Here is a 20,510-nt window from a genome sequence, read left to right on the forward strand (position 1 = left end):
ACCGTGCGGACGGGCCGGCGCTGCGCGCGGGAACCTCCCGTGGAGGCTCTCGCTCACCGCGCAGCGGACCCCTGCGCGTCACGCGTGGGGTGCGACATGGTGAGTTCGTCCGCCGATCCGATTCCGGACGGGTCAGCTACCAGCATCGCCCTCCGGTCCGCGTCGCTGACCGCCGCAGCGGCGGCGGCCTGGGTCAGCAGGGTCAGCTGCCGCTCGAGCGCCGCCCGCCGCTCGGGCAGGGCGACGGTCAGCAGGTCCTCCAGTGCTGCCCGCAGGCGCCTGATGACCTGGGGTGAGCCCGCCCCGGCCTGCCGGATCTCGTCGAACGCGATACGCACGTAACCGTCCCAGTGCATGGTCGGCACGGTGAGCCTCAGCGTCCCGTCCCTGTCCTCGTACCGGCCGTCGTGCAGCGGTCGCTGGGCGATCTGGCGCAGGATGTCGTGAATGCGGTCGATGGACTGCACGGCGGTGGTGGGATCATCGAGGGGTCCCGATGACAGCGAGTGCTCGGCGATGTCCACCAGCATCCTCATGCCGTAGGCCACGTCCTGGTTCATGGTCCGTTCGGGGCCGGTGACGATGGCCCTGCTCACGGCGCGGTGGGACACGCTGGACGGATCCCCGATGACGCGCACGAGCGAGGCACCGGTCGGCACGAAGTCCCCCACCGCCCACAGCAGTTCGAACTGACAGTCCGCTTTGGTGGCCAGGAGGGTCAGGCGGTCGTGGGCGATGGTGAAGATGACCCCGCCGTTCGGCGACGAGACGAACCCGGGATCAGGGTCCGCCGTCGTCCCCGATCCCGGGTAGACGCGGTCGAGGGTCCTCATCGTGTCGCGGGCCACCCAGCCGACCAGCGCGGCGGCGCGCAGGGACTGACCGATGTGGTTCAGGTACCAGACGAGTGTCGCGATGCACGTGAGGACCAGCACGATGGCGATGAGGACGGCAAGGCCGGGGACGGTCCCGCCGTCGGGAGTCGTCTTGATCGCCCGCATCGACAGCAGGGCGTGGCTGAACGTACCGGCGAACAGGCCGAGGGCCACCTGGCTGGGGCGGTCCTGCAGGATCTGCCGGACGATGCGCGGTGAGAAGCTGCCCATCGCGAGCTGAACGACCAGCACCAGCAGCGAGAGCACCAGCCCGGTCAGGGTCAGCATCGCGAAGGCGATGAGATAGAGGATCTGCATCGCCGCCGTGGTGTCACCGGTGACACTCTCGGGGATCATGCCTCCGTCATCGATCGACGTGGTGATCAGTGACAGAGCGATGCCCCCGAGGATGAACAGCACCGGCACCACCCACAGGCTCGTCTTGAGCCAGTGTTCGAGGCGGAATCGTCTCATGACCAACTACTTCTGAACCATCGAGTGCATCCCGCCAACCCTGCTCGCTCCGCGGTCCTGGTGCAAGGACTCTTCTTCTTCGGTCCGTGGTCGCCACCGCCGGGCTTTCCTGCATAGGGACAGACCCTTGACCCCTACCGATGCGCGGCCTAGCATTCGTATACGATTTTGTGCCCGGCGGTGGCGACGACGGCGTCCTCACCAGACACACGGCACACGCACTGCAAAAACAAGGGAGTTTTTCATGGCACTAGCGTCAGAGCGTCCGGACGCCCGGTCCGGGGGCGGCATGAGTGCGGCCGACCGCAAGGTCCTCGCGGGGACCATGGTCGGCACCACGATCGAGTGGTACGACTTCTTCATCTTCGCCCAGGCCGCGGGGCTCGTGTTCGCGTCCCTCTACTTCGGCCCCCTCGAGGGCGAGAGCCCCGGCCTCGCGCAGCTCGTCGCCTGGGCCACGATCGGCATCAGCTTCTTCTTCCGCCCGCTCGGCGCCGTCATCGCCGGACGCCTCGGCGACCGCATCGGCCGGAAGGCGATGCTCGTCTTCACGCTCGTCATGATGGGCTCCGCCACCGCGCTGATCGGCCTGCTGCCCACCTACGCGCAGATCGGCGTCTGGGCTCCCATTCTCCTCATGCTCCTGCGCATCCTCCAGGGCTTCTCGGCCGGCGGGGAGTGGGGCGGCGCCGCGCTCATGGCCGTGGAACACGCACCGGTGAACAAGCGCGGCTTCTGGGGCGCCTACCCGCAGATCGGCGTACCCGTCGGGATGATCCTCGCCACCCTCGTGCTGTTCCTGCTCCGCAGTTCCCTGTCCCCCGAGGACTTCCTCGCCTGGGGCTGGCGCATCCCGTTCCTGCTCTCCGTCGTCCTGATCGTCGTCGGCTACTTCATCCGCGCCGCCGTCGCCGAGAGTCCCGTGTTCAAGCGCATGATCGAGCGCAAGAGGGACACCGCGACCCCGCTGCGGGACCTGATGCGGACGCACAAACGGCCCGTGATCCTCGCCGCCGTCATCTTCATCGGCAACAACGCGGCCGGCTACCTCGTGATCGCGTTCCTCTCCTCCTACGCGCAGCGCGCTCTCGGCATGCCGGCGGCGCCCGTACTCCTCGCGACGCTCCTGGCATCCTTCGGCTGGCTCATCTTCACCCTCTACGGCGGCATCCTCTCGGACCGCATCGGACGGGTGCGGACCTTCCAGATCGGGTACGGGCTGATCTTCGTCTGGATGATCCCGATGTTCATGATGATCGACACCCGCAACATCTGGGCGTACGGCATCGCGATCTTCGTGCTGACCATCGGACTCGGGCTCTCCTACGGGCCCATGTCCGCGATGTACGCCGAGATGTTCCCGGCGAACGTCCGCTACTCGGGCATCGGCATCGGCTACGCCCTCGGGGCCATCCTCGGTGGCGCGTTCGCACCCCTCATCGCCCAGGCGCTGCTGGACAGCACGGGATGGTCGGGCTCCATCGGTCTCTACATCATGGGTCTCTGCGTCATCTCCTTCATCGGTGTCACCCTGGCCAAGGAGACCAAGGGGGCGCCCCTGGAGGCGGAGAAGGACGACGCCGGCGCGGGGGCCGGCCGCCGCGCCTGACCGGCCGACGTCGTCGGGCCCGGCCCGCCGCACCCGCGGACATGCCCACCGACCGCACCGGGTCGGTGGGCATCGTCGGGGAGGCCCACCGAGCAGGCAGGGCCGGTGGGCAGAACGGGCAGGGACGACACCGGGATCCCCGCGCCGTGCCCGCTATAGTGGCAAGCGTCGGGCGCCATGGGCGCCGTGCCTGAAAAAGAGGCAATAAGGGCATGGCCCGAGGCACATACGGAACTCACCCACCAGGTCCCCGGGTGACCGTGTGCCTGCACCAGCGCGCCGGGGACCTCGCCTGCAAGGATCCGAGAATGGCCACCGTCTCCGCCCGTATCGTCTCCGCCCTCCTGCCCGCCACCACCGAGGTGTTCGGCGTCATGGGCAACGGGAACGCACACTTCCTCGACGCCGTCATGGCCGCACCCTCCCTCCACTTCACCGCGGTGCGGCACGAGGCCGGGGCCGTCGCCGCCGCCGACGCCTACCACCGGGCCGGTGGCCGCCTCGCCGTCGCCACCACCACGTACGGCGCCGGGTTCACGAACGCCCTGACCCCGCTGGCCGAGGCCGTGCAGGCGGACACCCCCCTGCTGCTCGTGGTCGGCGATGCGCCCACCGCCGGCCTGCGCGCGTGGGACGTCGACCAGTCCCTCATGGCCAAGGGCCTCGGTGCCACGACGTTCACGGTGTCCGCCGCGCGTCCGCTGGCAGTGACGACGGCGGCGGTCGAGCACGCGCTCCGTCACCGCGAGGCCGTGGTGGTGGCCATCCCGTACGACCTCGCGGCCGCCGAGGCCGCCGAGGAGGAAGCCCCGGCCGCACCGTCCCCCCTCCCCCGTCCGGCACCGGAGACGGCCGACGTCGACAGCGTCGCGGCGCTGCTCTCGTCCGCCGAACGGCCCCTGGTCCTGGCCGGCCGCGGCGCGTGGGTGAGCGGGGCCGGCGACGCCGCGGCACGCCTCACCGACCGTCTCGGCGCACTCACCGCCACCTCGGGTCTCGGCGCGGGTCTCTTCGGGGACGACGCCGCCGCCCTCGGCATCGCGGGTGGATGGGCCTCCGAACGCACGGCCGGTCTGATCGGGCAGGCCGATGTCGTCCTCGTCCTCGGCGCGCGGCTCAACCAGTTCACGCTGCGCTTCGGCCACTCCTTCGCCCCGGATGCCCGGGTCATTCAGGTGGATCTCGCCAGCGGCCCCACCTCGGCCGCGGTCACCGACTTCGTGCACGCCGACGCGCGCCTCGCGGCGGAGGCGCTGCTCGCCGCCGTCGACCGCCGCGAGGGCGAGCAGCGGTGGAGCACGCGTGCAGCCGGGGTCGCCCTGCGCGCCCATGACGCCCGGGACGACGGCGAGCCGACCGCCCCCGACGGCCGCCTGGACCCGCGGAGCCTGTGCCGCGCGCTGGACCGGATGCTGCCCGCGGACCGGACGATCGTGCAGGACGGCGGCCACTTCATCGGCTGGGCGCCCGGCTACCTCCACGTGCCTGCGCCGAACCGCCTGATCATGGNCAGGCGGTTCGGCGCAGGCACGTGGAGGTAGCCGGGCGCCCAGCCGATGAAGTGGCCGCCGTCCTGCACGATCGTCCGGTCCGCGCGCTGGACCGGATGCTGCCCGCGGACCGGACGATCGTGCAGGACGGCGGCCACTTCATCGGCTGGGCGCCCGGCTACCTCCACGTGCCTGCGCCGAACCGCCTGATCATGGTGGGCACCGCGTACCAGACCATCGGCCTCGGCTTCCCCAGCGCCGTCGGTGCGGCCCGCGCTCTGCCGGACTCCACCGTGGTCCTGTGCACGGGCGACGGCGGAGCGCTCATGGCCCTCGCCGATCTCGACACGGTCATCCGGACTGCACGCCGCGCCGTCATCGTGGTCTTCAACGATGCCGCCTACGGCGCCGAGATCCACCAGTATGCCGTTCGCGGCATAGACCCGGGGCCGATGCTGATCGACGAGGTGGACTTCGCCGCCGTCGCCGCAGCCCTCGGGGCGCGGTCCGCGACCATCGCCGCACTGGGCGACCTCGCCGCGGTGGAGGGCTGGCTCGCCTCCGACGACGACGGCGTCCTCCTGCTGGACTGCAGGATCTCCCGGCAGGTCGTGGCTCCCTATATGCAGGAGATCGTCGCCGTCGCCACCCGGGTGGGCGCCCGCTGAGGTCAGCGCTTCACGCGGTAGCGGGAGATCACCACGCCCGAACGGAAGACCCGGCTGCCCACGAGCTCGAGATCCGTGCGGCGATGGTGGGGCGGGAAGAACGGGCGCCCGCCGCCCACCAGCACCGGGTGGACCCGCACCTGGTACTCGTCGATGAGATTCAGCGCCGCCGCCTCCTCGGCCAGGGTGGCCCCTCCGATCGCGATGTCCCCCTCCCTCGGATCGGCGCGCAGCCGTTCGATCTCGTCCGCCAGGCTGCCGGACGCCAGCCGGGTGTTGCTCCCCTGGACCGCCGACAGCGAGTGGGAGAACACCACCTTCGGCAGCCGCTTCCACAGCGCGGTCCACTCGAGGTCCGGCTCGTCGGCGGAGGCGTCCTGGTCGGCGGTCTCCCAGTACAGCATCGTCTCGTAGAGCCGGCGCCCCAGGAGGTGGACGCCGACCGCACGGACCTCGTCGATGGCGGACCGGAAGACCTCCTCGTCCGGCGTCGTGAAGTCGAAACCACCATCCGGACCGACGATGTAGCCGTCCAGGGAGACTCCCATCGAGTAGGTCACGTTGCGCATCAGCTCTCTCCTCCGTGATGTATCAGGACGCGGTATCTTGCAGGGTCACCAGGTCTCCCACGCTGATCGCTCCGATGCGGTCGACGCGTGCCTGCACCCCGAACTCCAACCCGTTGTGAAGCGACAGTGCCTTCAGCGCCCTGGGACCGGCGCCCACCCCGGCCTGGGGCTGGTCGATCATCGTGCAGCGGGGCATGCCGGCGTCGACGGTGATGATCACGTCAGCCCCGATCGCCAGCTCCCCTCCCGCCCAGTCGCGTTCGAGGAACAGCGGAGCGGACCCCGTGTCCAGGACGAGGTTCGGACGGAAGCGGCGTTCCTCGACCACCCCGCCCAGCAGCTCCGCGAGCGCGGCGAGGGACGACGTCGTCAGCAGGTGGAGCGGCGACTCGTCGTGGTGCTGGAGCGTGGTTCCCTGCTTCAGCACGAGGGCCTGGCCGAACCCCGCGGTCAGCGCCTCGGAGGCGGCGGGGTCGTCCACCCGATACCGGACACCCGCGGGGCTGCGGAGGAGGGGGACGCCGTCGTGCCCGTCCAGCTCCGAGGTCCAGTCCAGCAGCCCGGGGACGGGCCGGAAGCGGCGCGTCCGCTTGCCGCTGGCGATTCCGCCGTCGCGCGTGTAGACCGCCCAGCGGCGGTCGTGGTCCAGCCCTGACGGGGTGACGGCGGCGGTTCCCAGCGCCTGGCCCGACGTCGACTTCACCGGATAGCGGTACAGCGCGTGGACCCGCCCGACGGGTGTTCCCTGGTGCGGCATGCGGTCATTCTCGCACCACGGTCCGCAGGCGTCACGGATGGCCCGCCGCCGGCCACCACCCGGCCCGGGCGAGCCACCGTCCGGAGAACCGGATCGGGGCATGCGAAGCGTACGATGAGGCCTCTACCAGGGGGTCCCATGGCGCTCGAGGACGATGCACAGACCCGCGATGCGGCGCGGCATCGGACGGGCTGCGTCCGTCCCGCCCCGGATCGAGGGTGAGCCATGCGCGCCTGGTGGATCGACGACGCCGCCCGCGACGCCCCGTCCGGGGCGGGCGCGGGGACGACGTCGGCCCTGGTGTTCGGCACCCGGCCGGACCCGGTGCCCGGCCCCGGCGAGCTGCTGGTGGACGTCCGGGCGTGCGGGGTGTGCCGGACGGACCTGCACCTGGTCGAGGGCGATCTGCCGGCGAAGCATCCGCGCACCGTGCCGGGACACGAGATCGTCGGCGAGGTGGTGGGGTCCGGCCCCGGGTGCCGGCTGTTCCGCGTGGGCGACAGGGTGGGCATCGCGTGGCTCCGTTCCACGTGCGGAGCCTGCCGTTTCTGCCTCCGCGGCGACGAGAACCTGTGCCTGTCACCGCGGTTCACCGGCTGGGACGACGACGGCGGCTACGCCGAGCTCGTCACCGTGCCCGAGGCCTTCGCGTACGCCGTGCCGCCGGGGTTCGCCGACGAGGAGGCGGCGCCGCTGCTCTGCGCCGGGATCATCGGGTACCGGGCGCTGCGCCGGTCCGGGGTGCGGCCCGGCGGCCGGCTCGGCATCTATGGCTTCGGGGCGTCCGCCCACCTCGCCGCGCAGGTGGCGATGTTCGAGGGCGTGGAGGTGTCCGTCATGACGCGCTCGGCGAGCGCGCGGCGCCTGGCCTCGGAGCTGGGCGCCGCCTTCGTGGGGGACGCCGCCGCGGAACCGCCGCAGCCGCTGGACGCCGCCATCCTCTTCGCGCCCGCCGGCGGCCTGGTGCCCGCCGCCCTGCGGGCCCTGGACCGCGGCGGCACCCTGGCCATCGCGGGCATCTACCTCAGCGACATCCCGGTGCTCCACTATGCGGACGAGCTCTTCCAGGAACGCCGGCTCTGCAGTGTCACCGCGAACACCCGCGCCGACGGCCATGAACTCCTGGCGCTGGCCGCCCGCATCCCGCTGCGCCCCACCATCCAGCGGTATCCGTTCACCGCCGCGGACCGCGCCCTGGCCGACCTGGCAGCGGACCGCGTCGACGGCGCCGCGGTCCTGCACCTGACCGGCGGTTCCGGTGGGGGCCATGGGGCCTGAACGCGGCGCGGGGGTGCGCCAGACCATCCGGCCGGGGCGGCGCGGGACCGGCTCCCCCACGGTCGCGGCCACCGCATCCCCGTTCGACGCCGTGATCCTCGACCTGGACGGCGTGGTCACGGACACGGCCTCGGTGCACCGGGCCGCGTGGAAGCAGCTGTTCGACGCCGTGCTCGCGGATCCGCGCGTGCCCGCCGGCGCGGACCTACGCCCCTTCGACGACAGCGACTACTACGCCTGCGTGGACGGCCGACCCCGGGAGCAGGGCGTCGCCGTGTTCCTGCGCTCCCGCGGGATCCGCCTGCCGCCCGGCACGCCGTCGGACCCGCCGGAGGCCTGGACCGAGCAGGGCCTCGGGGCGGCCAAGAACGCCCTGTTCCTCGACGAACTGCGCCGGCACGGGGTGAGGGCCTTCCCCGACACGGTGGAGCTGATCCGCCGGCTGCAGGAGAGCCGGGTCCCGTGCGCCCTGGTGACGGCGAGCCGCAACGCCGCCTCGGTGCTCGCCGCCACCGGCTTGGAGGGGGCGTTCGACGTCGTCGTCGACGGGACCGTGGCCGCGGACCTGGGCCTGCCCGGCAAGCCCGACCCGGCCACCTTCCTCGAAGCAGCACGCCGGCTGACGGTGCGCCCCGCCCGCACCGTGGTCATCGAGGACGCCACGAGCGGGGTGGCCGCCGCCCACGCCGGCGGGTTCGGGCTGATCGTGGGGATCGACCGCGCCGAGCAGCGGACGGCGCTCGAACGCGCCGGCGCCCACATGGTGCTCGACGACGCCCGCCAGCTGGACATGGGCCTGGTCCTGACGCACCGCTGGCACCTGATCTACGACGGGTTCGACCCCTGGCACGAGGGCCATCGTGAAGCGCTGACCACCCTGGGCAACGGCCGCATGGCCACCCGCGGCGCCGCCCCGGAAGCACCGGCCGACGCCGCCCACTACCCCGGCACGTACCTCGCGGGCATCTACAACCGGTGCCCCGAGCTGGTGCACGGGCAGGAGGCGGAAGGCGAGCACCTGGTCAACCTCCCCAACTGGCTCCCCCTCGATCTGCGGCTGCCGCCCGGCCCGTGGTGGTCCGACGGCGGGCTGACCATGGTGGAGCAGCACCGGGAGCTGGACCTGAAGCGGGCCGTCCTGTTCCGGCGGGCGGTCCTCGAGGATGCGCACGGCCGGCGGCTCGACGTCCACCAGCGGCGCATCGTCTCCATGGCCCAGCCCGGCCTGGCGCTGCTGGAGACCACGCTGACCGCCCGCGGCTGGGGCGGCGCCGTGGAGGTCCGCACGGGCATCGACGCGGACGTGGTGAACGGCAACGTCCCCGAGGACGCCGCACTGGGAGGGCGGCACCTCCGTGTCCTGGACCGCCGGGTGCTCTCGGGCGTCGAGATCGTGGAGGTGCTGACCCGGCAGAGCCTTCTCCGGGTCGCCGTCGCCGCCGCGGTCACGTTCACCGGCCCGGACGGCGCCCCCGCGGCGGCGGGCAGCACCCCGATCCCCGCGGGGACCGGCCACTCCCGCTGGCTGCAGCACCACACCATCACCCTGGCGGACGGGGTGCCGCTGACCGTCTGCAAGACGGTCGCCGTCGTCAGTTCGAGGGACCGCGCGGTGTCCTCGCCCCTGTCCGCGGCCCTCGCCGTCCTGGCCCGTGCGCGCGGCGGCCTCCCACCGGCGCTCGCCGCCCACGAGGACGCGTGGCGGCCGCTGGTGGAGCTGTTCGGCTTCGACCTGCACGCCGACCGGCAGACCCAGTTCATCCTGAACCTCCACGTGTTCCACCTGCTGCAGACCCTCTCGGAGCACACCGCGGAGCTCGACGCCGGCGTCCCGGCACGCGGTCTCCACGGCGAGGGCTACCGGGGGCACATCTTCTGGGACGACCTCTTCGTGCTGCCCCTGATCACGTCCCGCCTGCCCTCGGTGACCCGCTCGCTGCTGGACTACCGGTGGCGCCGGCTGGACGCGGCCCGGGACCGGGCGCGCGCGGCCGGGCTCGCCGGCGCCATGTTCCCCTGGCGCAGCGGCAGCGACGGCACCGAGGACACCCCGCCGTGGCTCTACAACCGCTTCTCCGGGCAGTGGACACCGGATCACTCCCACCTGCAGCGCCATGGCAGCCTCGCCGTGGCGTACAACGCCTGGCAGTACTACGAGGCCACCGCGGACCGGGAATGGATCATGGGCCACGGCGCCGACCTGATCGTCGAGGTGGCCCGGTCCTTCGCCGCGGCGGCCGAGTTCGACGCCGGGGACGGCAGGTTCCACCTGCGCGGCGTGGTGGGCCCGGACGAGTACCACGACGGCTATCCGGACCACGCCGGGGAGGGCGTCGACGACAACGCCTACACCAACGTGATGGCCTCCTGGGTGTGCTCCCGCCCGGCGAGGATCATGGACGCCGTCCGCGGCCGGGACCGCCGGGACCTGCGCCGGCGGCTCCGCATCACCGGCGGCGAGCTGGACCAGTGGAACCGCCTGGCACGCCTGCTCCACGTGCCCTTCCACGACGGCGTCATCAGCCAGTTCGCGGGCTACGAGCGGCTCGAGGAACTGGACTGGGACCGCTACCGGCGGACCTATGGCACCATCGAGCGGCTGGACCTCCTCCTCGGCGCCGAGGGGGACAGCACCAACCGGTACAGGCTCTCCAAGCAGGCGGACGTCCTCATGCTGTTCTACCTGCTGGGCCAGGACCAGCTGATGCGCCGGCTCCGACGCATGGGGTACACGCCGACGAAGGAGCAGATGGCGCGGACCGTCGAGTACTACCTCGCCCGGGTGGCCCATGGGTCCACCCTCAGCCGGGTGGCACACGCCTCGGTGCTCGCGGCGTCGCACCCGGAACGGGCGTGGGCCACCTTCCGCGAGGCCCTCGACGCCGACCTCGACGACACCCAGGGTGGCACCACACGCACGGGGATCCACCTCGGGGCGATGGCCGGCAGCGTGGACGTGGTCCAGCGGAGTTTCGCGGGCCTGCGGATGCACGCCGATGCGCTCGTGTTCACCCCGCGCCTCCCCGCGGAACTGCGGCAGGTCTCCTTCCGGATCCGGTACCGGGGGTTGCCGCTGGGGATCACCCTCGAGAAGGACACGCTGACGGTGATCGCCGCCGAGAGCACCGCCGCTGCGGTCCGCGTCCGCGTGGGACGGCGCCTGACGGTGGTGGAGCCCGGCAGCACCGTGCGGATCAGCCTGCGGACGGGTTCCCCGCCGTCCGGTGCCTGAGCCGTTTGTGCCAGTAGTCCACCGCCAGCAGGGCCGGCATGGAGAGCAGCGCCACGAGCAGCCCCGCCACCGTAGGAGGCGCATGGCCGAGCATGGCGGCCACCGGCACGATGAACAGGAAGCCGATCAGGGCCAACAGTTCCACGCCCACGGCCTTGAGCATCAGCGGGTTGGACCGCCAGCCCAGGCGCCACGGGGGAACGGACTCGCTCCGGCAGGCGAAGGCGTTGGCGAGCTGGGCGAGGACCACCGTGGTGAACGCCGCCCCGGATGCCGCCGCGAGGACCCCGACGGCGGGGAACGCCGCCCCGGGGCGCCACCCGGCCAGCCAGAGGGTGAGGGTGAACGCCGCCATCTCGAAGACGGCCTCCACCGGGCCGAGGACCGCGAACACGCGCACCATCAGCCGGGTGTCCATCAGGTGCCGACGCTCCGGCGGGCGGTGCATGACGCGCTTGTCGGCCTTCTCGCTGCCCAGGGCCAGGGCCGGGAGGAGGTCCGTCCCGATGTCCAGGAAGAGGATCTGCAGCACCCCGAGCGCCAGCGGGAAGCTCCCGCCGGACAGCGCCCACACCACGAAGGGGGTGAGTTCCGCGACGTTGTCGGTCAGGTGGTAGGTGAGGAACCGGCGGATGTTCGCGTAGGTGGCACGGCCCTGCTCGACGGCGGCGATGATGGTCGCGAAGTCGTCGTCCAGCAGCACGAGGTCCGCCGCTTCCCGCGCCACGTCCGTGCCGCTGGCGCCCATGGCCACGCCAATGTCCGCCTCCTGCAGGGCCGGGCCGTCGTTGACGCCGTCCCCGGTCATCGCCAGGACGTGCCCGCGCAGCTGCAGGGCCTTGGCCACCCTCAGCTTCTGCTCCGGGGACACCCTGCTGACCACCACGCCGTCCCGGTCCAGGAGTGCTCCGAGCAGGTGCTCGTCCTCCGGCAGGTCCTTGCCCTCGAGCACGGTGCGGTCGGGGCCGAGCAGCCCGATCTCCGCGGCGATCGCCGCCGCCGTCGTCGGATGGTCCCCGGTGAGCATGGCCACCTTGATGCCGGCCGTCCGCGCGGCGCGCAGCGCTTCCGCCACCGAGTCCCGCGGCGGGTCGTGCAGGCCCACCAGGCCGAGCAGGGTCAGCCCCCGCTCGAACGCGGCCGGCTCCTCCGGCCAGATGCCGTCCGGGCCCGGTGTCCCGGGCAGCGCCCGCTCGGCCACCGCCAGGACACGCAGTCCGCGCCCTGCCATCTCGTCGAGTGCGGCCTGGCACGCCGAGAGATCGGCCGGCGCCACGCACAGCGGCAGCACGAATTCGGGGGCGCCCTTCAGCAGGAGGCGCCCCGCGACGGCCACGGATTCACGCTTCCTGACCGGATCGAACGGCCAGCGGGCATCGACGGGGACCTCACCGGCATCCTGTCCGGCGGCATGATCCGCGTCGGCACTCTCCCCGTCGGCGCGATCCAACCGGCGGGCCAGCGCGTCCAGGGCCGCCTCCATCGGGTCCCCCTCGGCCACCCACTGGTCCCCGTGCAGCACCGCCCGCCCACGGGACGCCGCCCGGGCGGCGCGCGCCAGCCGGCGGGCCTGCACGACGGCGTCCTGGCTGCCCGTGATGCTCGCGCTCGGGGCGTACCCGGTACCGCTCAGCACCACCACGCCGTGCGGCGTCCACACGTCGACGGCGCTCATCCGGTTCTGCGTCAGGGTGCCGGTCTTGTCGGTGCAGATGAACGTCGTGGAGCCGAGCGTCTCCACGGCCTGCAGGTGCCGCACCAGGGCGTTCCGTCCCGCCATGCGCTGGGCTCCCATGGCCAGGGACAGCGTGACCGTGGGCAGGAGGCCCTCGGGGATCAGGGCCACGGAGACACCGATGGCGAACAGGAACGCGTTCCGCCAGGACGTCCCGGACAGCAGGGAGACCGCGAAGAACACGCCCCCGAAGGTCAGGGCGACCACCGAGATGATGCGGACCACCCGGCGCAGCTCGACGTTGAGGGGGCTCTGGGGTGGCTGGGCGGTGGCGGTCAGGGTCGCGATGGCCGCGAGCCTCGTCTGCGCGCCGGTGGCGATGACCTCGGCCTCGGCGTTCCCGTTGACCAGGAAGGTCCCGCCGAAGCCCCCGTCACCGGGTTTCTTGGGCACGGGGTCGCTCTCCCCCGAGAGCATCGATTCGTCCACGGTGCAGGATTCCGTCACGGTGAAGTCGACGTCGCCCGGGATCCTGTCGCCCGCGGAGAGGAGCACCACGTCCCCGTGCACGATCTCGGCGGCGGGAATGCTCACCGCCGCGCCGTCGCGCCGCACGAGGACCTGCGCCGGGAGCATGGCCCGCAGCTGTGACGCCGCGCGTTCGGCCCGGGCTTCCTGCACGTACGAGAAGACCCCGTTGATGATGACCACGATGGTCACGGCGACGCCGAGTTGCGGCATGCCGGCGATGAAGGCCAGGGCGGCGGCCACCCACAGCATGACCGCGAAGAAGTGGGTGAACTGGGCGGCGAACGCCCGCCAGCGCGGGACGGTGTACGCCTGCGGCAGGAGGTTGGGCCCGTTCTCGGCCAGCAGGCGGGCCGCGTCCGCCGTGCTGAGGCCCGCTACGACGGTGGTCATCGACGGGACCCGCGGCAGGCGGCCGCCACGGCGGCGTCCGGACACGGCGTTCGCGCCGGTCCGGTCCGACGAGCAGGAACCAGGATCTTCCCTCGGGGCACGGGTCCCAGTATCAGCCTCCGATCCGCCGCTGGGGAGGGTCCTTGGTCGCTCGGTCGGAAGCTACCTCAGGGTGCGAGCGCGACGTCCTCGCCGGTGAGGGAGGCACGGAATCCGTCGCCCTGGACGGCGACGTCCCGCAGCACGAGCCCCTCGGGCAGACCCTCGATGCGGTGCTCGATCGTGACGAAGCGGCGGACCACGGCGGCGATCCCGTCGGAGAGGAAGCCCGGGCCGCCGAGGTCGATCGAGCGCGGCTCCATGACGAGCCTGCCGCCCTCGACGTCGACGGTGCCGGTGGCCGTGACGGGCAGGTCACGGCCCAGGGCCTCGACGGTGCGCACCACGCTCACCTGTCCGTCGTCGGCCGGGCGGACCACGGTGCCATCGCCGAGCTCGGCGGCGACGGCGTCGAACGGGACCGTCGCGTCCACGGTGAGCCGGTCGGCCACCAGCCCGCCCGGTCCGGTGACCACGCCCTGCCCCACCGCCCGGACGTCCCGCAGGGTCGAATTCGCCGCCACCACGGTCCCGGCGCCCAACTCGAGGTCGGCGAGCCACACCTCGTCCTCGCCCAGTCCGGCCGGTGGCGCCGCCGGGGGCTCCGCCTGGGGCGGGGGTCCGGAACCCGCGCCCCCGTCCGCGCCGGCCGGACCGCTCGCCGCCCACCAGAGGACCGCGACGGCGACCCCGAGGACCACGAGCATCCCGAGAGCACCGATCAGCCAGTCCCTGACGCGCGTCCACTCCATCAGCACAGTCCGTCCATCAGCACAGTCTGGTGGAGTGGACGCCCGGACGCGACCCTCCGCGACGGGACGGCCCGCCGTCAGCCGCGGGGCCGGAGGTCGTAGATCCGCCGGAGCTTCCCGCTGGAGCGCACGAGGGACCCCTGCTCCACGACGGTGACGGCGCACGTGGAACCGATGTGCGTCTTGACCTGGTGCCGCAGTTCGACGGCGGCCGCGGCGGCATCGGCCGCCGTGACCCCCTCGCGCGGTTCCACCTTGATGGTCAGCTGGTCCATCCGCTGGCCCTCGGGGCGTGTCAGCTCGAGCTGGAAGTGCGGGCTGAGGGCGGGGATGCGCAGCGTGAGCTCCTCGACCTGCGTGGGGAACAGGTTCACGCCGCGCACGATCACCATGTCATCGCTGCGCCCGGTGATGCGCTCCATGCGGCGCATGCCGGGCCGCGCGGTGCCGGGCTGCAGGCGGGTGAGGTCGTGGGTGCGGTAGCGGATGATCGGCAGCGCCTCCTTGGTGAGGGAGGTGAAGACGAGTTCGCCCGCCTGGCCGTCGCCCTGCACCTGCTCCGTGAACGGGTCGATGATCTCCGGCCGGAAGTGGTCCTCCCAGATGTGGGAGCCGTCCTTGGACTCCACGCATTCGCCCGCGACGCCGGGGCCCATGACCTCGGAGAGGCCGTAGATGTCGCACGCGTCGAAGCCCGCGCGCCCCTCGAGTTCCTGCCGCATGCCCTCCGTCCACGGCTCGGCCCCGAGCACGCCGGTCTTCAGGGACGTCGAGGCCGGGTCGATCCCGGCGGCGGCCATGGCGTCGAGGATGGTCAGCAGGTAGGTGGGCGTGGCGAGGATGGCGTCGGGTTCGAAGTCCCGGATGAGCTGCACCTGCCGTTCGGTCTGTCCGCCCGAGATGGGGATGACGGTGCAGCCCAGCCGCTCCGCGCCCGCGTGCGCACCGAGGCCGCCGGTGAACAGCCCGTACCCGTAGGCGTTGTGGACCTTCCAGCCGGCCTTCACACCGGAGGCACGCAGCGAGCGCGCCACGAGGGACGCCCACCGGTCGAGGTCCCCGGCCGTGTAGCCGACGACGGTGGGCTGGCCGGTGGTGCCGGAGGACGCGTGGATGCGGGCCACCTGTGACTGCGGGACGGCGAACATGCCGAACGGGTAGGTGCTGCGCAGGTCCTCCTTGGTGGTGAAGGGGAACTTCGCGAGGTCGGCGAGGTCGCGCAGGTCCTCGGGGTGGACGCCGGCGTCGTCGAACTTCCGCCGGTACAGGGGCACCCGCGCATAGGCGTGGGCGAGCGTGGCCTGCAGGCGGTCCAGCTGGACGGATTCCAGGTGGTCGCGGGACCACGTCTCCTCGACGTCGAGGGTGGCGGGATCCGCGGCGGACGCGCGGAGGGGGGTGGTGGTCATGGCTGATCCTTCGCACGGAGGGGTGTGGGGTGGTGGGGCCGTCTCACAGGACGGATCCGACGGCGCGGGCCGCCGCGGCGACGCGGGCACCGATGGCCTCGACCGGCTGGTCGCTGCGGAGGTAGACGACGGCGAGGGCGGCCGGGAGGCGGCCGCGGACCTGAACGGGGGCGGCGACGGAGCTGACGCCGGGGATCACCTCGTCCTGGCTCGTGGCGTATCCGGTGGCCGCCGCGATCCTGGATGCCTCCCGGTAGGGCGAGCCCGGCGCCAGGCGCTGCCAGTGGGCCTCGGTGAGGGCGGACTGGATGGCGATGCCGGGTGCCCCGGCGTCGAACGGGTGGCGCGAGCCCGGCCGCTGGACGAGGGTGCCCTCGCCCTGCGGGGGTTCGACGGCCACGAGGGTGACGCAGTGGTGCCGGTCCCAGACGGCGATGAACGCGGTCATCTGCAGCTCGGACGCCACCGCGGTGAGCTCGGGCAGCGCGGCCGTCTGCAGCCGCGGTGCCACGCCCCGGGCGAGGTTGGCGAGTCCCGGGCCGGGCTGGAACCGGCCTCCGGCGTCCCGGACCACGAGCGAGTGCTCCTCGAGGGTGCGCAGGATCCGGTAGGCGATGGATCGGTGCACCCCCAGCGCGCCCGCGACCTCCGCCGTCGTCAGCCCGTCCGGGGTCTCCGCGAGGATCTCCAGGGCGCGGATGCCCCGGGACAGGGTCTGGGAGGCGGGGGCCGACGGCGCAGCTCCCGTGGCGGCGGTCGTGGCCGGGCCCGCGTGTGCCGTCCGCATGTCAGGCGACGTCCCGTCCGGCTCCGGGCGTGTCGGCACGGTCCGCCCGGGACGCCAGGAGCGGGGCGAAGAACGCGGCGAGGCCCGCGGTGTCGGCGAGCGGGAGCACGTGCGCCACGTACTGGTCGGGCCGGACGACGACGACGACGCCCGCACGGTCCAGTCCGCGCAGGTCGAAGATGTCCGCGGTCGGATCCGCGGCGTACACCTTCTCGTAGTCGGTGAGCCCGAACGGCCCCACCGACGGTGTGAACTCCGCCGGGACCCGCCCGATGTCCACCTGCCTGTGGTCCTGCTGGTAGATCACCTTCACGTCGAACCAGGCGTCCCGGTCGGCGTCCGGGGGCATGGCGGCGAGCGGCGAGTCGGGGTGCGCGCCGATCCAGTCGGCGAACCCCGCCACGCCGGAGGCCGCGCCGGGCTCCGCGGCGTCGGCGAACACGTAGAGGCGCCACCGGCCGTCCGCCGTCGCGTGGTGGCCGAGGTGCATCGGGACACCGTCGCACACCCGGACCACGGGCGCGGACTTGAAGCGCTTGCCGATGGGGAACCCGGTGGCGAGGTCCTGGTGCGCACCCTCGGCGATGAGCATCGACGGCGCGTACTGCGTCATGAAGCCCGCCGGGAACTCCATCGTCCGCACGTAGAAGTCCTCGAGTTCGGACGGGTCGGCGAACTCCTCCGGCTTCCGCGCCATGAGGGCCGACCATTCCTTGTCGAACGCGATGAGGTCCTTCGCGACGACCTGCCGTTCCGCCGAGTACGTGGCCAGCAGGGCCTCCGGGCTGCGCCCCTCGAGGACGTGGCCGAGTTTCCAGCCGAGGTTGAAGCCGTCCTGCATGGACACGTTCATGCCCTGGCCGGCCTTGGCGCTGTGCGTGTGGCAGGCGTCGCCGGTGATGAAGACGCGCGGGGTACGGGTGCCCACGTCCTCGGGCAGGACGTCGTCGAACCTGTCGGTGAGGCGGTGGCCCACCTCGTAGACGCTGTGCCAGGCGACGTTCCGCACGTCGAGGGTGTAGGGGCTGAGGATCGTGTTGGCCTTGGCGATGATCTGCTCGAGCGTCGTGGACCTGACCGCTCCGTTGTCCGCCGGGTCCACCTCTCCGAGGTCCACGTACATGCGGAAGAGATGCCCGCCCTCGCGCGGGATCAGCAGGATGCTGCCGCCGGCCCCGGACTGGATGGCGCACTTGCGGCGGATGTCGGGGAAGTCGGTGACGGCGAGGGCGTCCATCACGCCCCACGCGTGGTTGGCCTGGTCCCCGGCCAGGGTGCAGCCGATCGCCTGGCGCACGGGGCTGCGCGCGCCGTCGGCCCCCACCACGTATCTGGCCCGCACCGTGCGTTCGGCGCCCTCGTGCTCCCCGGCGGTGTGCGCGAGGGTGACCCGCACCGGGTACTCCTGCTCGTCGTCGACCTCCAGTCCCGCGAAGGCGTAGCCGTAGTCGGGCTCCATGCGGGTGGGCGCGTTCTTCATGAACTCGGCGAAGTAGTCGAGGACGCGGGCCTGGTTGACGATCAGGTGCGGGAACTCGCTGATGCCGGTCGGGTCGTCCTCGGGGCGGGCCGTGCTGATGATGCGCGAGGAGTCCGCGGGATCGGGCTTCCAGAAGGCCATCTCGACGATCCGGTACGCCTCGTCGATGATCCGGTGGGCGAACCCGAAGGCCTGGAACGTCTCGACGCTGCGGGCCTGGATGCCGTCGGCCTGCCCGATCACCAGCCTCCCCGGTCGGCGCTCGACGATCCGCGTGGTGATGCCCGGGAACTGGGAGAGCTGTGCGGCGGCGATCATGCCGGCGGGTCCGGTGCCGACGATGAGGACGTCGACCTCGTCGGGGAGCTCCTGCGGACGGTCGACCCCGACGCCGGCGGCCGGCTGGACGCGGGGGTCACCGGACACGTAGCCGTGGTGGTGGAATTGCACGGGCTGGCCTCACTTCATTGTGGATGTGCCGTTGCTCGCGTTCGATAATCGAACACGCCGTTCTTCTTTCGTAGGGCGATGGTAGCCCGGGTGGTTACGGGACTCAATGGCGCTGGGGAGCGGTCCTGTCGCGCGGGACCAGGTTTGCTGCGACGGGCGAGATCACCCCTTCAGGACGAAATCCTCGCCGTGGTCGAAATACTTCACACATTGTGGCGTAGGTTACCTATCATGCAGAACGGCGAGCGTTCGGACGCGGCAGATCCGCAGTCCCTCCTGCTCGAGGACCGGAGTATCACGGACTTCCTCGACCAGCTGTCGGTGCTGGGTGAGCAGCTCTTCGCCGGCGATGCGTCGGTGCTGTGCGGGCTGATGTCACGGCGGGGGAACCGGCACGTGAGTGTCAGGAGCAGTTCGTCGAGGGCCGCGGCCCTCAGCGAACTCCAGCACGATGTGGGAGAGGGACCATCGCTGGCGGCGATGACCACGCAGGAGACGGTGGTCGTCGACGACGGACGGCGTGACCGGCGGTGGCCGCACTATTTCGCCTCCTCCACCGTGTCCGGGTTCGCATCGATGCTCAGCGTTCCGCTGCAACTCGGACCCGAGGGAACCGCGACGCTGAACTTCTACGCCCGCCCGACCGGATATTTCACCTCCGAGAGGCGGAGGGTCGCCGCCGTGTTCGCCGCCCAGGCCGGCAAGGCCCTCGAGATGGCGATGCGTGTAGCCCGCTACCAGGACGCCGCCGCCGACATGTATGCGGCAATGGAGTCACGGACCAGTATCGACATCGCCGTCGGGATCATCCTCGCCCAGAGCCGGTGCACCCAGGACGAAGCCTTCGAGATGCTCCAGCGGGCCTCCAACACCCGGCGCCAGAAGCTCAGCGAGGTCGCCCGCGACCTGATCGTCCAAGCCACCGGCACCACACCCCGCACCCATTTCACGAACTGACAAGCACCTCCGGCGACAATGCTCAACCACGTGGTCCTCCGACGGCGCTTGTCGTGACCGCACGGGCCCTGCACTGGGATACTGGGCATGCAAGTCCCTTGAACGGGAAGGTCGGGCTATGGTGGGATCAGTTCTTCGTGAAATTCAGTGATCATCGGCGGATTGTTGAGGGGCCTTCAGAACGATGAGTGTGCCTGCGGCCGTAGGGCCCAAGCCGACGATCCGAGACCTGCCATGACGACCGCACCTTCCGTCCCGAACCCCCCGGTCGGGTTCGCGTGTTGAATCTCCACAGCAACGACGATCTGTGTGCGGTGTTCCTGACGGACCTACCGGTGACCGGTGCTGCCATCTCCATTTTCGTCGGGACCGCGAACGAGACCCGCATGGGTGCGACCGATGACTGCGCGATCGCGCTGGACGAGGCGCAGTTCTCGGTGGGGGAGGGGCCACGATGGGACGCAGTGCGGACCCGCGCGCCCGTCATCGTCCCGGATACACGCGCCGCTCACCTGGAATGGCCGGGTCTCGGTACCGCCCTTGCCGATGCGGGGGCGGCCGCGGTCTTCGCCCTGCCCTTGATCGTCGGTGCCGTCAACATCGGTGTCGTCGAGCTCTATCACACCCTTCCTGGGCCGCTCAGTCGATCGAAACTCCTGCACGCGCTGGCCCTGACCGGTAAGACGTCCTGGGCCCTGATGCACTCCATCCTGGACGACAGTCGCCGCAGCACAGGGGCGACGACGGAGTCCGAACCGCTCGCGCGTCGGGAGATCCACCAGGCCACGGGCATGATCCTCGTGCAGGCGAGTGTGTCGGCTGCTGAAGCTCTCATGCTGCTGCGGGCCCATGCCTTCGCCCACGAGCAGACCCTCGAAGAGGCGGCACAGGCGGTCATCAGCCGACGTCTCACCTTCACGGCGAAGCCGGATGCCGTGAAGGACAATGCAAGCGGTGAGGAACACTAATGGAAGTACTTCTACATCCCCGCCACCAGGGCGACGATACGATGCAGTGCCGGAGGACAG

General features: G+C 71.7%; 15 protein-coding genes. 7 read left to right on the plus strand and 8 right to left on the minus strand.

Translation table 11 applies throughout. The features are described 5' to 3' along the window. Nucleotides 1–53: 53 nt before the first annotated feature. The gene (locus tag RY94_RS04425; protein WP_052273929.1) at nucleotides 54–1,349 is read right to left on the minus strand and encodes a DUF2254 domain-containing protein; all 1,296 of its coding nucleotides are present in this window, start codon (nucleotides 1,347–1,349) and stop codon (nucleotides 54–56) included. Between the two features lie 244 nt (nucleotides 1,350–1,593). Between RY94_RS04425 and RY94_RS04430 the strand changes: the two genes are divergently transcribed. The 3 genes from RY94_RS04430 to RY94_RS04440 all read left to right on the plus strand — a co-directional run bounded on the left by RY94_RS04430 (nucleotide 1,594) and on the right by RY94_RS04440 (nucleotide 5,116). Beyond that, nucleotides 1,594–2,958, plus strand: coding sequence for an MFS transporter (locus RY94_RS04430; protein WP_043442191.1), 1,365 nt, complete (start codon nucleotides 1,594–1,596; stop codon nucleotides 2,956–2,958). A 374-nt stretch (nucleotides 2,959–3,332) separates the two neighbouring features. Next, the gene (locus RY94_RS04435; protein WP_442853439.1) at nucleotides 3,333–4,499 is read left to right on the plus strand and encodes a thiamine pyrophosphate-binding protein; all 1,167 of its coding nucleotides are present in this window, start codon (nucleotides 3,333–3,335) and stop codon (nucleotides 4,497–4,499) included. A gap of 20 nt (nucleotides 4,500–4,519) precedes the next feature. Then, nucleotides 4,520–5,116: a thiamine pyrophosphate-dependent enzyme gene (locus RY94_RS04440; protein WP_052273932.1), complete on the plus strand. Its 597-nt coding sequence runs from the start codon at nucleotides 4,520–4,522 to the stop codon at nucleotides 5,114–5,116. A gap of 2 nt (nucleotides 5,117–5,118) precedes the next feature. Here RY94_RS04440 and RY94_RS04445 read toward each other — a convergent pair whose 3' ends face one another. Both RY94_RS04445 and RY94_RS04450 read right to left on the minus strand, forming a co-directional pair. Continuing rightward, on the minus strand, nucleotides 5,119–5,685 hold the full coding sequence (locus tag RY94_RS04445; RefSeq protein ID WP_043442194.1) for a dihydrofolate reductase family protein: 567 nt from the start codon (nucleotides 5,683–5,685) through the stop codon (nucleotides 5,119–5,121). Nucleotides 5,686–5,707: 22 nt separating this feature from the next. Beyond that, on the minus strand, nucleotides 5,708–6,442 hold the full coding sequence (locus RY94_RS04450) for an MOSC domain-containing protein (protein WP_043442196.1): 735 nt from the start codon (nucleotides 6,440–6,442) through the stop codon (nucleotides 5,708–5,710). A 225-nt stretch (nucleotides 6,443–6,667) separates the two neighbouring features. Here RY94_RS04450 and RY94_RS04455 point away from each other — a divergent pair, with 225 nt between their 5' ends. Continuing rightward, nucleotides 6,668–7,720 carry a zinc-dependent alcohol dehydrogenase family protein gene (locus tag RY94_RS04455; RefSeq protein ID WP_043442198.1) on the plus strand — a complete coding sequence of 351 codons (1,053 nt, stop codon included), beginning with the start codon at nucleotides 6,668–6,670 and terminating at the stop codon, nucleotides 7,718–7,720. After that, nucleotides 7,710–10,952, plus strand: a complete 3,243-nt coding sequence (locus tag RY94_RS04460; RefSeq protein ID WP_052274103.1) for an HAD-IA family hydrolase — start codon at nucleotides 7,710–7,712, stop codon at nucleotides 10,950–10,952. The genes RY94_RS04455 and RY94_RS04460 overlap by 11 nt, the downstream gene beginning before the upstream one ends. Here RY94_RS04460 and RY94_RS04465 read toward each other — a convergent pair. From RY94_RS04465 to RY94_RS04485, 5 genes are all read right to left on the minus strand, one after another. Then, nucleotides 10,915–13,548, minus strand: coding sequence for a cation-translocating P-type ATPase (locus RY94_RS04465; protein WP_043443573.1), 2,634 nt, complete (start codon nucleotides 13,546–13,548; stop codon nucleotides 10,915–10,917). The two genes, RY94_RS04460 and RY94_RS04465, sit on opposite strands and share 38 nt — an antisense overlap. 167 nt (nucleotides 13,549–13,715) lie before the next feature. After that, nucleotides 13,716–14,399: an LmeA family phospholipid-binding protein gene (locus tag RY94_RS04470; RefSeq protein WP_043443574.1), complete on the minus strand. Its 684-nt coding sequence runs from the start codon at nucleotides 14,397–14,399 to the stop codon at nucleotides 13,716–13,718. Nucleotides 14,400–14,476: 77 nt separating this feature from the next. Next, nucleotides 14,477–15,808 (minus strand): phenylacetate--CoA ligase PaaK, encoded by a 1,332-nt coding sequence (gene paaK, locus RY94_RS04475; RefSeq protein WP_043442202.1) that lies wholly within the window; start codon nucleotides 15,806–15,808, stop codon nucleotides 14,477–14,479. A gap of 43 nt (nucleotides 15,809–15,851) precedes the next feature. Further along, a complete protein-coding gene (locus RY94_RS04480) occupies nucleotides 15,852–16,595 on the minus strand; it encodes an IclR family transcriptional regulator (RefSeq protein ID WP_043442203.1) in 744 nt (247 codons plus the stop codon). Between the two features lies 1 nt (nucleotide 16,596). Further along, a complete protein-coding gene (locus RY94_RS04485) occupies nucleotides 16,597–18,525 on the minus strand; it encodes an FAD-binding monooxygenase (RefSeq protein WP_043442206.1) in 1,929 nt (642 codons plus the stop codon). Nucleotides 18,526–18,756: 231 nt separating this feature from the next. Here RY94_RS04485 and RY94_RS04490 point away from each other — a divergent pair, with 231 nt between their 5' ends. Then, nucleotides 18,757–19,482, plus strand: a complete 726-nt coding sequence (locus RY94_RS04490; protein WP_043442209.1) for a GAF and ANTAR domain-containing protein — start codon at nucleotides 18,757–18,759, stop codon at nucleotides 19,480–19,482. Between the two features lie 278 nt (nucleotides 19,483–19,760). Continuing rightward, entirely contained in the window at nucleotides 19,761–20,450 is a 690-nt protein-coding gene (locus tag RY94_RS04495; protein ID WP_231554412.1) for a GAF and ANTAR domain-containing protein, read from the plus strand. Nucleotides 20,451–20,510 lie beyond the last annotated feature (60 nt).

Origin of the sequence: Arthrobacter sp. L77, from assembly GCF_000816565.1 — a bacterium.
In the GTDB taxonomy this organism is placed as follows: Bacteria; Actinomycetota; Actinomycetes; order Actinomycetales; family Micrococcaceae; genus Arthrobacter_D; species Arthrobacter_D antioxidans.

Excerpts from the sequence above, each read along its gene's own strand:
- RY94_RS04425 (WP_052273929.1), bottom strand. The coding sequence starts at position 1,349 with ATGAGACGATTCCGCCTCGAACACTGGCTCAAGACGAGCCTGTGGGTG.
- RY94_RS04430 (WP_043442191.1), top strand. The coding sequence starts at position 1,594 with ATGGCACTAGCGTCAGAGCGTCCGGACGCCCGGTCCGGGGGCGGCATG.
- RY94_RS04445 (WP_043442194.1), bottom strand. The coding sequence starts at position 5,685 with ATGCGCAACGTGACCTACTCGATGGGAGTCTCCCTGGACGGCTACATC.
- RY94_RS04450 (WP_043442196.1), bottom strand. The coding sequence starts at position 6,442 with ATGCCGCACCAGGGAACACCCGTCGGGCGGGTCCACGCGCTGTACCGC.
- RY94_RS04455 (WP_043442198.1), top strand. The coding sequence starts at position 6,668 with ATGCGCGCCTGGTGGATCGACGACGCCGCCCGCGACGCCCCGTCCGGG.
- RY94_RS04460 (WP_052274103.1), top strand. The coding sequence starts at position 7,710 with ATGGGGCCTGAACGCGGCGCGGGGGTGCGCCAGACCATCCGGCCGGGG.
- RY94_RS04465 (WP_043443573.1), bottom strand. The coding sequence starts at position 13,548 with ATGACCACCGTCGTAGCGGGCCTCAGCACGGCGGACGCGGCCCGCCTG.
- RY94_RS04470 (WP_043443574.1), bottom strand. The coding sequence starts at position 14,399 with ATGGAGTGGACGCGCGTCAGGGACTGGCTGATCGGTGCTCTCGGGATG.
- paaK (WP_043442202.1), bottom strand. The coding sequence starts at position 15,808 with ATGACCACCACCCCCCTCCGCGCGTCCGCCGCGGATCCCGCCACCCTC.
- RY94_RS04480 (WP_043442203.1), bottom strand. The coding sequence starts at position 16,595 with ATGCGGACGGCACACGCGGGCCCGGCCACGACCGCCGCCACGGGAGCT.
- RY94_RS04490 (WP_043442209.1), top strand. The coding sequence starts at position 18,757 with ATGCAGAACGGCGAGCGTTCGGACGCGGCAGATCCGCAGTCCCTCCTG.